The organism is Alicyclobacillus cycloheptanicus (genome assembly GCF_028751525.1).
Taxonomy (GTDB): domain Bacteria; phylum Bacillota; class Bacilli; order Alicyclobacillales; family Alicyclobacillaceae; genus Alicyclobacillus_L; species Alicyclobacillus_L cycloheptanicus.
On the sequence record NZ_CP067097.1, the window covers coordinates 3,528,490 to 3,543,682 of the forward strand.

The 15,193-nt window shown below is 58.9% G+C and carries 16 protein-coding genes; 13 read left to right on the forward strand and 3 right to left on the reverse strand.

The window, feature by feature from the left end:
- From JI721_RS16660 to JI721_RS16690, 7 genes are all read left to right on the forward strand, one after another.
- On the forward strand, window positions 1-171 hold the full coding sequence (locus JI721_RS16660; protein WP_274455977.1) for a YpmA family protein: 171 nt from the start codon (window positions 1-3) through the stop codon (window positions 169-171).
- Between the two features lie 3 nt (window positions 172-174).
- Window positions 175-711, forward strand: a complete 537-nt coding sequence (locus JI721_RS16665) for a PepSY domain-containing protein (protein WP_274455978.1) — start codon at window positions 175-177, stop codon at window positions 709-711.
- Between the two features lie 26 nt (window positions 712-737).
- Window positions 738-1,280 carry a hypothetical protein gene (locus JI721_RS16670; RefSeq protein WP_274455979.1) on the forward strand — a complete coding sequence of 181 codons (543 nt, stop codon included), beginning with the start codon at window positions 738-740 and terminating at the stop codon, window positions 1,278-1,280.
- Complete coding sequence (locus JI721_RS16675) at window positions 1,277-2,818, forward strand: AAA family ATPase (RefSeq protein ID WP_274455980.1); 1,542 nt, start codon at window positions 1,277-1,279, stop codon at window positions 2,816-2,818. Before JI721_RS16670 ends, JI721_RS16675 begins: the two co-directional genes overlap by 4 nt.
- 150 nt (window positions 2,819-2,968) lie before the next feature.
- Window positions 2,969-4,267 carry an asparagine--tRNA ligase gene (asnS, locus tag JI721_RS16680; protein ID WP_274455981.1) on the forward strand — a complete coding sequence of 433 codons (1,299 nt, stop codon included), beginning with the start codon at window positions 2,969-2,971 and terminating at the stop codon, window positions 4,265-4,267.
- A gap of 212 nt (window positions 4,268-4,479) precedes the next feature.
- Window positions 4,480-5,244 carry a DnaD domain-containing protein gene (locus JI721_RS16685; protein WP_274455982.1) on the forward strand — a complete coding sequence of 255 codons (765 nt, stop codon included), beginning with the start codon at window positions 4,480-4,482 and terminating at the stop codon, window positions 5,242-5,244.
- A gap of 69 nt (window positions 5,245-5,313) precedes the next feature.
- The gene (locus JI721_RS16690) at window positions 5,314-6,210 is read left to right on the forward strand and encodes a complex I NDUFA9 subunit family protein (RefSeq protein WP_274455983.1); all 897 of its coding nucleotides are present in this window, start codon (window positions 5,314-5,316) and stop codon (window positions 6,208-6,210) included.
- On the opposite strand, the gene JI721_RS16695 is transcribed toward JI721_RS16690, so the two are convergent.
- On the reverse strand, window positions 6,188-6,913 hold the full coding sequence (locus JI721_RS16695; RefSeq protein ID WP_274455984.1) for a hypothetical protein: 726 nt from the start codon (window positions 6,911-6,913) through the stop codon (window positions 6,188-6,190). The two genes, JI721_RS16690 and JI721_RS16695, sit on opposite strands and share 23 nt — an antisense overlap.
- 240 nt (window positions 6,914-7,153) lie before the next feature.
- Between JI721_RS16695 and JI721_RS16700 the strand changes: the two genes are divergently transcribed.
- The 3 genes from JI721_RS16700 to ligD all read left to right on the forward strand — a co-directional run bounded on the left by JI721_RS16700 (window position 7,154) and on the right by ligD (window position 11,275).
- Window positions 7,154-7,909, forward strand: coding sequence for an alpha/beta hydrolase (locus JI721_RS16700; RefSeq protein WP_274455985.1), 756 nt, complete (start codon window positions 7,154-7,156; stop codon window positions 7,907-7,909).
- A 63-nt stretch (window positions 7,910-7,972) separates the two neighbouring features.
- Window positions 7,973-9,862 (forward strand): glucosaminidase domain-containing protein, encoded by a 1,890-nt coding sequence (locus JI721_RS16705; protein WP_274457918.1) that lies wholly within the window; start codon window positions 7,973-7,975, stop codon window positions 9,860-9,862.
- Between the two features lie 438 nt (window positions 9,863-10,300).
- The gene (gene ligD / locus JI721_RS16710; RefSeq protein WP_274455986.1) at window positions 10,301-11,275 is read left to right on the forward strand and encodes a non-homologous end-joining DNA ligase; all 975 of its coding nucleotides are present in this window, start codon (window positions 10,301-10,303) and stop codon (window positions 11,273-11,275) included.
- Window positions 11,276-11,277: 2 nt separating this feature from the next.
- Here the strand turns inward: ligD and JI721_RS16715 are convergent, their stop codons facing one another.
- Window positions 11,278-11,526 (reverse strand): hypothetical protein, encoded by a 249-nt coding sequence (locus tag JI721_RS16715; RefSeq protein WP_274455987.1) that lies wholly within the window; start codon window positions 11,524-11,526, stop codon window positions 11,278-11,280.
- Window positions 11,527-11,898: 372 nt separating this feature from the next.
- Between JI721_RS16715 and JI721_RS16720 the strand changes: the two genes are divergently transcribed.
- From JI721_RS16720 to JI721_RS16730, 3 genes are all read left to right on the forward strand, one after another.
- Entirely contained in the window at window positions 11,899-12,465 is a 567-nt protein-coding gene (locus tag JI721_RS16720; protein WP_274455988.1) for an FAD-dependent oxidoreductase, read from the forward strand.
- 240 nt (window positions 12,466-12,705) lie between these two features.
- Complete coding sequence (locus JI721_RS16725; RefSeq protein ID WP_274455989.1) at window positions 12,706-13,575, forward strand: SGNH/GDSL hydrolase family protein; 870 nt, start codon at window positions 12,706-12,708, stop codon at window positions 13,573-13,575.
- 27 nt (window positions 13,576-13,602) lie between these two features.
- A complete protein-coding gene (locus tag JI721_RS16730; protein ID WP_274455990.1) occupies window positions 13,603-14,163 on the forward strand; it encodes an O-acetyl-ADP-ribose deacetylase in 561 nt (186 codons plus the stop codon).
- Here JI721_RS16730 and JI721_RS16735 read toward each other — a convergent pair.
- Complete coding sequence (locus JI721_RS16735; RefSeq protein ID WP_274455991.1) at window positions 14,153-14,911, reverse strand: YqjF family protein; 759 nt, start codon at window positions 14,909-14,911, stop codon at window positions 14,153-14,155. The two genes, JI721_RS16730 and JI721_RS16735, sit on opposite strands and share 11 nt — an antisense overlap.
- Between the last annotated feature and the right edge of the window lie 282 nt (window positions 14,912-15,193).

The window sequence follows — 15,193 nt, forward strand, 5'->3', positions numbered from 1 at the left end:
GTGGATGATAAACTCTCAGTGATCGGCACCCATATCTGTACGGCAACGGACGATTTGTATCAGCTTGTCGATTTCTTGAACCGGAACCTCAAGGACAAGAATGTCATCTTTGGACTGGCCCGCGTCCCTGAGGAGCCGGGCAAAATGATTTTAACACTGTACAGGGCCTAGCTCATGGGGCGGCTAAAGTGGTGGCTCATCGGGGCGGGTGCCGTATGTATCGCATTGGTTGCGGCGCTGTGTGTCGGCGCCTGGAACGAGATCTCCAGCGAGTGGCAGGTGGAGCAGGCAGCTGCGCAGTATGCGCTGAACCACTCGCCGATTGACCATATTCAAGGACACGATGTGTTTACAGGCGCGGGTACAGAGGAAGTGTTCTACGGCCAGGACGCGTTTGGACATGATTGGTATGCGTTTGTGGACGGTAGTCCGTTTTCGATTCAAATTCAATCCGCAAGCGGTATCTTGTCTGCGGCAAAGGTACAAAAAGCGGCGCTTGCGAATCAGGTCAAACCCATCAGTGAACACATCGGTTATCTGAACCAGGCTGCGGCGTCTTCCTTCTCGGCCAAAGCAGGTCCCGTCTGGGAAATTTACGGAACCACGCCGAGCGGAAAGCATGTCTACTTGTACGTCAACGCAAGAACGGGCAAGCAGCTGTGGAAATATGTTCTGCAACAGAATGCCACTGCTGGTGGTATACTGAACTAGACGCTGCATATCAAGGAGGCGGTTGAGTGTCTCGTGTGCGCCTCATTCCAATTGTGTTTATCGTGCTCATCACGCTTGGTGTGCTGTTCGGCGGCTATCAAGCTTACCGGCACCTCAACTTTATCAACCCACTGCAAAGTAAAATTGAACAAAATCAGGCAGTTTCTTCCGTGCAGATTGTCTCCGGCAGTCCGAACGTGATTCGCGTGACATTGAAACCGGTGGCGGACCTGAACGACCATGACCTGCAAACGACCTATCACAACCTTGTGAACACGGTCCGAAGCACGGTGGGGGGTTCTGTCGACCTGACCATTGTGGACCACCGAGGCGCTGCACTGTATTCGGATTATGAGGACATGCAGCCGACCATTCAACAGGGCCTGCGGATGGGCACTTACACAGAAATGATTGCTGCCGTCAAGAAGATGGCAGCCAAAGATAAAATTCAGGCGCGCTTTACGATGGATCAACAAAATCTATACGTTCAACTGTGGTCGTCGAAGTACTACTTATACGATGTAGTTCCTTATCAAAATCAATCCAGTCAGGGAGGCGGGGCTTCTTGATCAAGGAATGGGTTATTGGCATTGGTGTTGCCGTTCTCCTGTTCTTGGCGTTTTTGGGGGCGAATGTCCTGCCGCTGTTTTTCCTGGCCGCGCTGGCCGTCGGCTTCTGGGTGATGATGGAGCGTCGAACGGCCGTGCCCGCGGTCTCGCGGGATGCGCCAGTCAAGCACCAGGTATCGTTTGACCAAATTGGCGGGCAGGACCATGCGAAGCGAGAGTTGATGGAGGCACTCGATTTCCTGCGCTACCGCGATCGCATTAAATCGCTCGGCATTCGGCCGCTCAAAGGGATTTTGCTGACCGGGCCGCCGGGCACCGGCAAGACCCTGATGGCGAAGGCTGCTGCAACGTATACGGACTCTGTCTTTTTGTCTGCAGCAGGCAGCGAGTTTGTCGAGATGTATGTCGGCGTTGGTGCCCAGCGCGTCCGTGACATATTTCGCCGCGCGCGGGCGATGGCTAAGAAAGAAAACAAAGACAGCGCCATCGTGTTCATCGACGAGATCGACGTCGTGGGCGGACGCCGCGGCCAATTCAGCCACCAGGAGTACGACCAGACGCTCAACCAGCTGCTCACGGAAATGGACGGGATGTCGACCACAACCACACCGCTGGTGCTGGTGATCGCGGCGACCAACCGGCCTGACATTCTGGATTCCGCGCTGCTTCGGCCGGGACGTTTCGACCGCCAGATTCGCGTGGATTTGCCGGACAAAGACGGGCGCCTGCACATTCTGAAAATCCAGACTGAGGGAAAGCCGTTGGCGGCAGATGTGGACATGGAGCACATCGCGCGCGAAACCTACGGATTCTCCGGTGCCCAGTTGGAAGCGTTGGTCAACGAGGCGGCCATCATAGCCTTGCGGCAGGATAAGAAGGAAATCACACAGGAAATGTTCCGCGACGCTGTGGACAAAGTCCTGATGGGCGAGAAGACAGGGCGTCGTCCGACGGAGGAAGAACTGCAGCGGGTCGCGGTCCACGAGATTGGCCACGCGATTGTCAGCGAGTTGATGCGCCCAGGCACCGTGTCGCACATTACCATTGCGCCGCGCGGCAACGCGCTGGGGTTTGTTCGGCAGATTCCGGAGAGCGACCGCTACCTGTACACGGTCGAACAATTGAAGCAGCAAATCAACGTTGCGCTCGGCGGGTGCCTGGCGGAGGAACTGCACTATGGCAACCGCAGCACCGGCGCGCAGAACGACTTTGTGCAAGCTTCCAGCCTGGCAGGGACGATGGTCAAGTGCGGGTTGTCGAGGCTGGGCATTGTCGACGAGGAGCACTTGCAGGAGAGTGTGCTGGACACGGAAGTTCGCTACATTCTCTCCGAACAGGAGAAAGAGACACGCGAACTGCTCCGGCCTTACAAAGACGACATCGCAAACTTTGCAAACTTTGTCGTTGAGCAAGAAAGCATCGACGGGGCGGTGTTCCGGGATTGGCTCGAAAAGACGGTGCAGCCAGCTGTCAAGGAGCGCGTCGCGGCCATCCCGATGCTGCCGCCCCACACTGGTGAAGTGGGGCTGAACGCCTGAACCGCGGCCGTCCTCTGGCGGCTTGTGCGGCGTCTGCGGCGTGATAAGCCGCTCTGTCCGTCATCCTCCGGGATGGCTTGACGGGGCGGCTTTTCCTTTTGATCATTGCGTTGACAACCTCTATAATCGTCTTGAAACGGAGGGGACCACATGACGAGCACAGTCACGACGATTGACCAGGTCGGCAGCTATGTCGGCCAATCCGTCACGATTCAGGGGTGGCTTTACAATAAGCGGTCCAGCGGCAAGATTCACTTCCTGCAGGTCCGGGACGGAACCGGCCTGATTCAGTGTGTGGCCGCCAAGAACGATGTCAGCGAAGAGACCTTCGCCTTGTGCGCAAAGCTCGCGCAGGAATCATCTGTGTACATACAAGGCATTGTCCGGCAAGACAACCGGGCCCAGTCCGGTTTTGAAATCACAGTCGAACACGTGACTCTGGTGGGCGATTCCAGCGACTACCCGATTACCCTCAAAGAGCACGGTGTGGATTTTCTGCTTGACCACCGGCACCTGTGGATTCGGACCCCTCGCCAGCGAGCGATTTTGAAAATCCGCGCCGAAGTGCTGCGCGCGATGTCGAATTACCTGGACGGGCACGGCTTTACGCGCGTCGACCCGCCGGTGCTGACGCCTTCTTCTCCAGAAGGAACGACAGAACTGTTTCAAACGCAGTATTTTGACGAAGAAGCGTACCTGACGCAGAGCGGGCAAATGTACGCCGAGGCCGCCGCCATGGCGCTGGGCAAGGTGTACTCGATGGGGCCGGTCTTCCGGGCGGAAAAGTCGAAGACGCGCCGGCACCTGATTGAATTTTGGATGATTGAACCAGAAATGGCCTTCGTCGAACACCCAGAAAACTTGCGTGTTCAGGAGGAGTTCGTTTCCCATGTCGTGCAGCACGTGTTGACCTACTGTACCGCCGAACTGCAAACCCTTGGCCGGGACGTGTCCAAGCTCGCCAATGTCAAGCCGCCGTTTCCACGCCTGACCTATGATGAGGCCATTGAGTGGCTGCAGAAGATCGGCCATGAAATCGCGTGGGGCGATGACTTTGGCGCGCCGCACGAGACCGCCTTGGCCGAGCAGTACGACCGGCCGGTCTTCATTGAGCGCTATCCAACGCAAATCAAGGCATTTTACATGCAGCCAGACCCGAATCGGCCGGAGGTGGTGCTGTGCGACGACCTGCTGGCCCCCGAAGGGTACGGCGAGATCATCGGCGGAAGTCAGCGCATTCACGACTTCGGGCTGTTGCAGCAGCGCATTGAAACACATCAGTTGCCGAAAGAAGCCTATGATTGGTACCTGGATTTACGCAAGTACGGGTCGGTACCGCATTCCGGATTCGGCATCGGACTGGAGCGCACCGTCGCGTGGATTTGCGGCCTCGAACACGTCCGCGAAGCGGCACCGTTCCCGCGGCTCTTGTATCGGCTGTATCCATAATTCGCGCATGCACGGCGATGGACGGGCCGCCAAACGTCACATATCCATTCGGCAAAATTCGTGCTGCATCGACAAGACCCATGCTATACTGATTGAAACAGTACGTACCCTCTCCAAGTCTCGTACAGGTGTCTGTTCACCAGGCCGACAAGGACCAGGGCATTAACCTTCCCGCGGCGCGCAAGCTGCAGGGAATCAAGGGGGGTTCGAAAGTGAATTCGTCCGAACGGCGTGGACATGCTTCCGACTTCCTCAGTGCATCGTTTGTCAGTGTCCCTTTCGAATGGATTGCCCGATTTACCGAACTGGGTCTGACACCCGATGAGTTCATGGTCCTGCTGCAGATTCTGGCAGCCGCGCAGGTACAGCACAAAGAGCTGTTGTCGCCTCAGGAGCTGGGTGATGCCTGCGGCATGTCCGCGGACGCTGCCGGTACCTTGGTCTCCGGGCTTGTCTCAAAGGGCGTGTTGGCCATCGGGGAGCGAAGTGACGAAAACGGCTCGCAGTGCAATTTCTTCGACCTGTCGCCTTTGTGGGAGAAGCTGCAGGGGGCTCCAGAGCCAACACCCGAACCCAAGCGGCTGGACCCTGTGTCGCTGTTTGAAGCAGAGTTTGGCCGGCCCCTGTCCGGCTTTGAATGTGAACAAATCCGCCAGTGGATGGAGCGCGATGAACACCCCGAATGGCTCATCGTGGAGGCGCTGCGGGAAGCCGTCCTGACGAACAAATACAGCTTCAAGTACATCGACCGCGTGCTGTACGATTGGCAGCGCAATCGAATTCGAACCAAGCAGGAACTGGAGAACTACCGACAGAGTTTTCGCGACCGGGCCAAGGCGCGGGAGGAAGCAGCTGCCGGCCTCCAGTCGAACACCAAGCGAAGCGCCTCGGCCGCCCGCACAAGCACACGCACACCCAATCAGGAAACCCGTGACGAACGCTACGCAGCGTTCTATCAACTCTTTCCGGAAAGCTGACAGGCCTTGCGGCCAAGTCAGTATCTCGCATTTGCTGTTCGATCACCGCGAAAATCGGAGGGCGGCCCCGTGCGAATCTTCGTGACAGGCGGTACCGGGTATGTAGGCCAGGTTATAACGCGTCACCTTTTGGCAAACGGCCATGAGGTGACGCTGTTCATCCGGCCTCATGGCGTGCGCATCCCCGGCCCGGCGCTTCATCAGGCGCAGGTAGTTGAAGGGGACTTGTTTGATATACACAGCCTGACACGGGCCATGAAGCGCCACGATGCCGTCGTCCACCTTGTGGGCATCATCCGGGAACAGCCGCGCCGCGGCATCACAATGTCCCGCGTGCACGAAGAAGGAACCTTCGCCGTCCTGCAGGCGGCCGCGCAAGCCAGTGTCCCGCGGCTGCTGCACATGAGCGCGCTCGGTGCGCGCCCGAACGCCGTATCCTCGTACCACAAGAGCAAGTGGAAAGCGGAGGAGTTTGTCCGCCGGTCGGGCCTCGCCTATACGATTTTCCGCCCCTCCGTCGTTTTTGGGCCCGGCGGCCCCGGCCCAAACTTCGTGGCACAGCTGACCGATCTCGTCCGGAAAGCGCCCATTGTCCCCGTGATTGGCAGCGGAGACACCCCTCTGCAGCCCGTCTCGGTAGAAACCGTGGCGGAGGCATTCTGCAGCGCCCTGACCAAGGAGTCAGCGGTGGGGCAGACGTATGAACTGGGCGGGCCAGCGGTGGTCACCTACGCCGAAATGCTCCGGATGATCGCGGCCGCTTGCCGCAAACCGTTCCGCCCCGTTCACATCCCTCTGCCATGCATGCGCCTGCTCGCACTCGCCTTCCAGCGCTTGCCGCAGTTTCCCATCACGGTCGATCAACTGCAGATGCTCGCGGAAGGCAACGTGTGCAGCGACGCAGCGCGCGCGTACGCCGACTTACAGCTGCGCCCCATCCCGTTCACAGTTGCCGATTCGACCTGATGCCGAGCGGTCCGACGGGCATCCGCGGCCGCGCTGCCCCCAGCGCTGCACCCATTACCGGAGCACGTCGCGGCGGGCCGGGCAAAGGCCGCACCAGAGGTTCATGCAGATGAGAACCTTGCAACGGGAGGTAGCGGCGGTTGATTGGCCCCGCAACCGGCAAGCGAGGACCCGCGGCTGGCAAACGGCCGAAGGGCGCCCCGGGTACGCCGTGTCCAGAACCTCCCATGGGCCCCCCTGGCACGAAGCCGCCAGATGGCAGGAAAGGGACCGATCCATGCCGCGATCGATACAGCGAACCGCGCTGCGGCCCCATGCGGCCGGGTGGCGCAGTGCCAAATCGCGGGGTCATGGTCCCACGCGCGTTACCGCGTGCAGCAGTACCGCGCGGTTTGCCGCGTCCGAGCCACCTCGACAAGAGCTCGCGCTTCACCTTTGCCGCCGCCCCAGGGCGCTTGTTCGCCACGTCGGTGCCCGCCGCCGCGTCGTGCGTCTGCTGGTCCACCTTGGGCGGCATCCACATGCCCCAGCCTCCCATGTCGCTGCCCTGCGGCGCTGCCCCAAACGCCTCAGACCTCTCGGACGCCTCCGGCTGACCACCTTGGTGCTCCAGAACATCTTCTGTCGATCGCGCCGCTTCACCCGACGTTTCCGTCTCTGACGAGCCGAGGCTCATCAAGCCTTTCACGATGCTGCCGAACATCCCATCACATTCCTCTCCACACGTATCTTCATGACTGTGTGCCAGTGCAGGTTCCGTATGAGGACATCGGATTCAATGCCCCAGGGTTTTGCCACGGACAGGCGCCTGGACGTGTTCGCAGCGCCGCAGAACGGTCCGCTGACGACACCGGAATGGAAGAAGATACCCGTGCCACTTTGGTGCGTGTTACAATGTCGAAGAAGAGATTCACACGATTCTGTTCCGAGGCGACGGTGAATGATGGCAAAGACGAAGGAAACTTGTCTGCTGATCCACGGATTTACGGGCCTGCCAAGCGAACTGGAACCGCTTGCACAAGCCTTGCGAAACACGGGTTACGAGACAATCCTGCCGAGGCTTGCGGGACATGACGGCACCTTCACAGGGCTTCGGGGCGTAACCGCCGGCGACTGGATTGAAAGTGCACTCGAACCGCTGCGCTTTGCGGTTTCGCAAGGACCCGTGCACCTCGTCGGCTTTTCGATGGGCGCGCTCATTGCGACGATTCTCGCAGGGTCACACCCCGTCTCCTCCGTGACGATGCTGGCGCCCGCCATCCACTATGCTCGGCCGTCTCTGCTGCTGAGACAGGCAGAAGTGTTCGTCAAGGGACGCCTGCAAAAGGAAAGCCAGGAGGCCTGGTACCTGCAGCAGCGACCGAGCGGATTTCTGCTGACGCCGCTTCGCAGCCTCGAGCAGTTTCGCCTGACCGTGAAACTGGCGAAGCAGCACCTGCCGCTCGTGACGGTGCCGACCTGCGTCATTCAGGGCGATCGCGACGAAATCATCGACCCGAAGAGTGCAGACTTCGTCTACGAACAAGTGCAGTCCGAGCATCGCGAGCTGCATCACCTGCCGAACTCGCGGCACCACGTCTGCCTCGATGTGGAATCAGACCGGGTGAACGAAATTGTGCTCCAGTTTCTCGCGTCCGCGCCAGTTCGGCGACAAACCCTGACGCACGGCGGCGCGTCGGTCCTGCCGCGGCACAAGTGACGTTGCCCCTTGGCCCGCGCTGGCCCAACCTGTCGAAGAAATGAGGTTTTGTTGTTGAAACGAATGGCTGCGTCACTCGCCGCTGCTGCGATGAGCCTGTCCGTGGTGAGCCTTGCTGCATCACCCGCAGAGGCCGCGACGTACAGTATGCATACGGCGAGCATCGTCCTGAATGGGAAAAAGTTCGTTTCCCCACCGGAGTTCGCGTACCAGGGCACGACCTACATGCCGATTTACTACGTCGACGATGTGTTCAAAACACTGGGGTTCACTGATACCTTTGACGGCTCGACCCATCCGAAGGTGTGGAAACTGACGACACCTGCGTTGGACAAGCTTCAACTCTCCCTGAACGCGCATTCGGGCAACATCAACCTCTACGTCAATGGGCAGCTGTGTGAGCAGGAGATACCGAGCATCGCGGCCGAGCCGCCCGGCGGCAAGCAGGCGACGACGTTTGTCCCCATTTGGTACATCCAACAAATCTTCAAACAGCTCGGCATCGTCGACCAGTGGAACGGGACGGTCCGCAAGTGGACCCTCACAAGCAAGTACAGTGCCTACAACAAAGCAGGGGACAAGCTCGGCACCTATCAGACGCTGCAGGCCGCGGAGAACGCGCTGGCCAAGTATTCGGGCGGTGACGTGGAGAACTCGAACGGTCAGGTGATTTACACACAGCCGTCGTTTTCCAACGTCGACCTGCGCTTTCCGGCGCCGTCCCAACTGACAGCGGCCGCGATCGACCAAATCCTAGGCAGTCATTCGTCACCCTTGCAGGGACTTGGCGCCACCATCATCGAAGCACAACAAACCTACAGTGTGGACGCAAACTACCTTGTCTCTCATGCTGTGGAAGAGAGTACATGGGGCACGAGTCAAATCGCCCTCAACAACAATGATTTGTACGGGTACGGGGCCACGGACCAAAGCAACGGTGCGGCGGCAGGCATGTTTCCCAGTGAAGCGTACGCGATTTTGTTCCAAGCCTTCGAGGTGCGCAACAACTACTTGACACCCGACGCATCGAATTGGGGAGGGGCACCCACCCTGAACGGCATGCACAAAAATTACGCTTCCGATCCCAATTGGGCAACCAACATCGAAAACGTCATGGAGCAGTTCGCGCTCGACACCAACACGACAGTCAAAAACTATGTACAATATGACCCGAATGCCTCGAAGCCTGTGCCGCAGCCGGCTTCCTCGACGGAACCTGTGTACTGGTTGAACGGCGCGGCAGGAACGACGCAGGCGCCCTCGACGTACTATAGCGGAACCCCTGTGTTCAGCGACAGCGACACGGGCGCGAACGAGTTGTACGCGCGTCCACTGCAGGTCGTTCCCGGCCAGCCCTATGAAAGTGGACCGGACGTCAAAGAATTGCAGCTGGCACTCAACCAAATGGGCGCCAACCTCACGGTTGACGGCATCTTCGGCCCAGATACACAAACTGCCGTCGAAACCTACCTTGACGCAAGTGGCGTCGTGACCGATGAAGACTGGCCGAAGGTTCTCGAGGAATTACAAAGCCCTGGACCGCAGATTCTGCCCGCAGGGCAGAACGTTCAAATCGACCAAGTCAAAATGGGCATGGTCGGGGGAGACGTGGCGGAGTGGGTACACATCCAAGACCCAGTGGACAACGTAGCAGGATGGACCCCCGCATCTGCTGTGCAGTGGTCAAATGTGTATCGGCTCGGCGTCGATGACCCAACAAATCCGAGTGAAGTCAATATTCCGGTCAAAGCTCCATCCGATCCGTCCAACCAAATCGCGACCCTCCGTGCTGGCGACACGATTGTCGCACAGAGCACTCAGGCTTCCGGCGGGTATTACACGATTCAATTTGCCAATCCGTCCTCGATGACATCTGATTCGGAACCGCAAATGGAGACAGGGCTCGTATCAGCATCTTCCGTCTCTCTCGATAATTGGGCAAGTTTTCATTGAAACATCGCCAGGTTCCGAGTAAAGCGCTTCGTCCGTCGAAGCGCTTTAGATTGTGAAACATTTGTTTCAGACAAGGTTCGACACGTTGCGACGGGCATCCGTGATATTCTAGGTTTTGTGCTTCGTTCGTCTATACAATCGGGTAAAGGAATGACGGAATTTGTTGGACTACAGACATAAGACAGAAGAAAGTCCTCTCATGTGGTGCCCACATTGTGACAACTTTGTCAGAGCGGAAGCTTCTCACGTCATGAGAACGGTGTACAAAGTCGTCTCAACAGGCATTTTTCCGTACGGTATTTGCAAACATCATCAAGAACAAACTGGTGCGGCGCTTCGCCCCTTCGCTGTCGAGGCATCTGGCGTCCACTAGGACGTCTTCGCGGGGGCGTCGTTTTTCATCTCCCATTGCTGGCAACACTAGAGCCGATGGGAGGCATGGACGTGGAGCCGCTGGTGCCAATGGAACCGGTCCGGGTGGACATCATCCCCACCGGATCGGACTGGGTTTCGCAAGTCAAGTGGGATGGTGTTCGCGTGTTGACGTACGCGATGGCGGGTCATGTCGAGTTGTATAATCGCAGACGGCGCCGGCGCACCCTGCACTATCCCGAACTCGTTGACTGCAAGCGTTATTGCGATGCAGACGCCGTCATCTTGGATGGAGAGGTTGTCGCGCTGGGCGCCAACGGAACGCCGGATTTTCATCAGGTCATGAAGCGGGACGCCATCAGGCGATTCGAGCGCGTGCCTGTCGTGCAGCGTGCGGTGCCCATCCACTACATGGTCTTCGACATCCTCTATTACAACGGCCAGTGGCTCACGGACCGGCCTTTCGGCGACCGCTTTGCGCTGCTCGAACGCGTGATTCGCCCGAGTGACGTCGTTCAGGTGGTGACGACCACCAACGACGGGCCCGCACTGTACCAGGCCATGGAAACGTTCGATATGGAAGGCATTGTCGCCAAACGGGTGGACTCTACCTACCGCATTGGCGAAAAAGTGGACACCTGGCGCAAGATTAAGCGGTATCGCGACCTTGTGGCGGTCATCGGGGGATACACGCTCGGCGACAACGGCGTGATCAACGCGCTGCTGCTGGGCATGTACGACGAGGCAGGCGCCTTGCATTACATTGGACACGTGGGGACCGGGCGCCTGACGCAGGAAGAGTGGCGTTCCCTGACGACCCGTCTGCAGGCATTGGCCGCACAAAACCGCCCCTTCGCCGAGCCGCCGTCCCGCTCCAGAAGCGGCAGTGCACCCGTGCATTGGGTGTTACCCGTCGTGACCGTGAAAGTCCATTACGCAGAGTGGACGCGCGGCCGCTCGCTCCGCCAGCCAAGCGTTCAATCCATCACGAACATTCCGCCGACGGCGTGCATCCTCCGCGCCGACCTGATGCGACCCTGACCTCACTCGTCGTGCGGCGGGGCGGCGGGGTCTTTCGGCATGACCCGCGTCTTGCCGTTTGGCAGGAAGGTCACCCCGTCCGTCGTTCCAGCTGCCAGGGTGTCACTCACTTGTTCGCGCGTCTCCACCAAACCGTCCGCGTCAAGCCCCTCTGCTGTGGGTTGGTCAGCAGACTGCGCCACACCGTCGGACTGGTCCGCCCGCGCCGAAACTTGCGCTTTGGTCGTGTTTTCTTGACGATTCGATGCCATTTTCGTGCGCCTCCTTCAATTCGAAACGTGCCTAACTGGCAAAGGATGTACGACTCGTCTATCTTGAATGCATGGGACAGCGTGCTGCGACGTGAAGCCGGGGGGCGATTCGATGAAAGACTTCTTCAAACGACCGATTGTGGTTATGGTCCTCATAGGGGTAGTATGCCTGGCATTGGTGATTCTAATCAGCGTGGTCTTTCCGTACCTGCCCGGGGCGCAGGAATAACGCACGGCCAGACGCGCACGGACGGGCGCGCGCAAACACCCTCCCGCATCCGGGTCGCGGCGCATCGAATTTGCGTCCAGAACGAGGTAAAATGGAAGGTGCGATGGAAACAGCCTACAACCAGGCGAAGGGAGCAATGCACCATGTATGACATTGCAGTGATTGGCGCAGGACCCGCGGGCGCAAGCGCAGCCATCTTTACCGCCAAGGCGGGGCAGAAGACCATCCTGTTCGACAGCGACCAGGGCATGACAAAGCGCGCACTGGTCCGCAACCATTATGGTATCGAGGAAATTACTGGCCCCGATTTGGTCGCGACTGGGATTCGACAGGCACAAAACTTTGGTGCAGAATTTGTGGAGACCAAGGTCACCAACCTCACCAAAGATGCCGATGGGTTTACCATCGAGACAGAACAGGGAACGTACCAGGCCAAGTACGTGATCCTCACCAGCGGCTTGTGGGCGGACCTGGCGGAGCAGGTCGGCCTGAAGACGAAGCCTGCTACGGAACCGCGCATCAAGACCAACGTGGAAGTCGACCCGTCCGGGCGGACCAATGTTGACGGCATCTGGGCGGCTGGCACCATCGCAGGTGTCAGTGTGCATACCATCATCACAGCGGGCGACGGAGCGAGGGTCGCTATCAACCTGCTCAGCGAAATCAAAGGCGAGCGTCATGTCGATCACGACATTCTCCAGCCCAAATAAGACGCTTCGTTGACGCGCACAAAAGAGGCGTCCGTTTGAGGCGCACAGCATGCGCATCAGCCACACATCCAGCAGGGCCCGGCAGATGGGAAAGGAGTGCCCATCTGCCGGGCCCCTTCTTGACCCGCACCAGGATTTCAATGTGCTTTCGAGACATTTTCGGTATATCAGGAACCATCGCACGGGCGTTTCAAGGCGCGACACAACATGGGCAATGGCTTACACAAGAGGGTGGTTCGCATGCGTGCAGGCAAACGTGGAAAACATCGAAAAAGCACAGCGCTTCGGTCCATCGCGCGCCGGTGGGTCGCCGGTGGACTGTGCATCATCGCGGCGGGCGGGTTGACCCTGTTCGGGTGGATCCTCGGCGACACCCAGGCCGTCAAAGAGGACGTGGCGATGGCCGCCTCGATGGCGCCAAAACAGAATTTACAGCCCGAAATGAACGCAGAAAAGGTCCTGATTGTCGGGGGCTCGATGGCCCATGGATGGAAAGACCCGAACGATGACTCGTATCTCAAGCGAGCCTTTTCCGAGTTGACGAGTTCCACGGATACAACCTGGATTTACGACGACCATACCACCATCGGCGGGTCTCCGGCAGAAAACAATATCCAAAGTAAATTTCGAACCTGGGTGCAGCAAGACAAACCCCAGGTGGTGGTCATCTCGTGGGGGCTGCTGAACGACATTGTCGACAAGACGCCGATGCGCAAGTTCAATCAGGCCATTCGCGGCGAAATTCAAGATGCGCTCGCTGCCCATGCCGTGGTGGTGTTCGTCACATCCCCTGTGACGGAGGCGACAGAAACCTACGACCACCAGCAGGTGGCGAACTATATTTCCAACGAGATTCACGATGCGCAGTCGTTTCACAGCCCAAACGTCTACTTCCTCAACCTGAATCAACAAATGGAGACGTATATGGCCGCGCATGGGCAGACCTGGTTGAATTATTATGGAGACAGTTGGCACCCCAATCAAGCCGGACACATTTTGGCGGGAAAATTACTCTTTGACGAGTGGATCCAAACCTTCGGCACGGGACCCGTGCGCTGGCAGCCGGATGCGAAGGATTCGAGTCAGGAGAATGATAAGGCCGGAAAGTAGCACGCAGCCAACAGGAGGGATGGAACCGTGGATTCGGTCGAGATCAACGACAAGCGCATCACCATGCTGAAGGGTGACATCACGACCCAAGCGACAGACGCCATTGTCAACGCGGCAAACAGCACTTTGCTCGGCGGCGGCGGGGTCGATGGTGCCATTCATCGCGCCGCCGGCCCCGAGTTGCTGGCAGAATGCAAACAGCTCAAACGCACGCTCCTGGCCGGTCACGCCGGGCTGCTCCCAACCGGAGAAGCGGTGCTCACACGTGGCTATCGGCTGCCCGCGAAGTACGTCATTCACACCGTAGGCCCCATTTACAAGGAAGACTCGGACCCGGAGCAGCACTTGCAGCGCGCGTACGAAAATTCCCTGCGTGTCGCCGACCACAACAGACTCCACAGCATCGCCTTTCCGTCGATTGGCACGGGCGCTTACGGCTGCCCGCTGGGATGGGCGGCGAGCATCGCACTGACCACCATTCACAACTTCTTACAACACCCCACAACCTTGACCGATGTCCGAATGGTCCTGTATTCGCAGCACGACTACGAAGTCTACCGGGCGGTCCTCCAACGCATCACCGCCTAGGCATCCACATCAGTGCATCCATTTGCCTGGCGTATTGAACCAAAGCGGGCGCCGCGGGTAATTCGAGTCCAAGCTTCTGGTGCAAAGGACGAAGCAGCGACTGGTGGTGAACCTGGACCTGCGCCTGCTGGAGCGGCCATGGGTGATGATGAACGTCCACCCGCCACAGCGTTCCGGCATGCACCGTGTACATGCTGTACCGCTCCGTCAGCCAATGCTCGAGGCTGCCCGGCCGGGCGTGCCAAACTTCCGGAGACGGGGTGCAGGCGACATCGAGGCTGCCCGTGTCGTGATGCTGCAGGGTCCATTCGAGCGTCGCTTGCAGCGTCGTCCCCCGGCTGGTGAGCGACATGCGGGCGGGGTGGTAGGGCAGGCCCAGCGCGATCCGCGTGAGCCACACGGTCGGCAGGTGGTCGGTGTACAGTGCGAGAAAGTAAATGCCGCCTCGGCCCGCCCGCTTGACATACGTCCGGACGTTGACCTGCAGCATGGCCGTCGCACCGGGGATGGGCGGGAGGCCGCGCACGCGAACCCCGCTCATTCGAAACGGCAGCACCGTGAGATACGCGTGATCGTCAAACGTGTCCAACACAAGGCCGCGCGGCAGCAGGGGCTCAAGCAGCGCTGGCGGCACCGGCCAATGTGCAAACAGCAGGTGATTCCAGGTCTGTCTCATCACCCACGAACCCACGGGCAGCGGGTCCGGCCGATGGTCCGTTTTCGACAAAATTTCTTGTGGATCGCGCACGCCGCCCCATCCCTTTCCCCTTGATGCACTGCTTTCCTCATTATGGTGCGCTGTTGTCCCGCCTAAACGCCCCCGACCACACCCAAAGAAGAAAGGAGCCAGTTGGCGGGGAGGATACGGCTTGACAGCCGATACCGCTATCCAAGGCGGGGGAAGCGTGGCAGTCATCGTCTGACTACGGGCAGCGGATTGTGTCGGTTCGAACGGAATCCATGGAATGGGTACAGGACCGAGGGGAGCAGCAGAACCCTAGGGGAATCAATAATCAATAGGGAAATATCA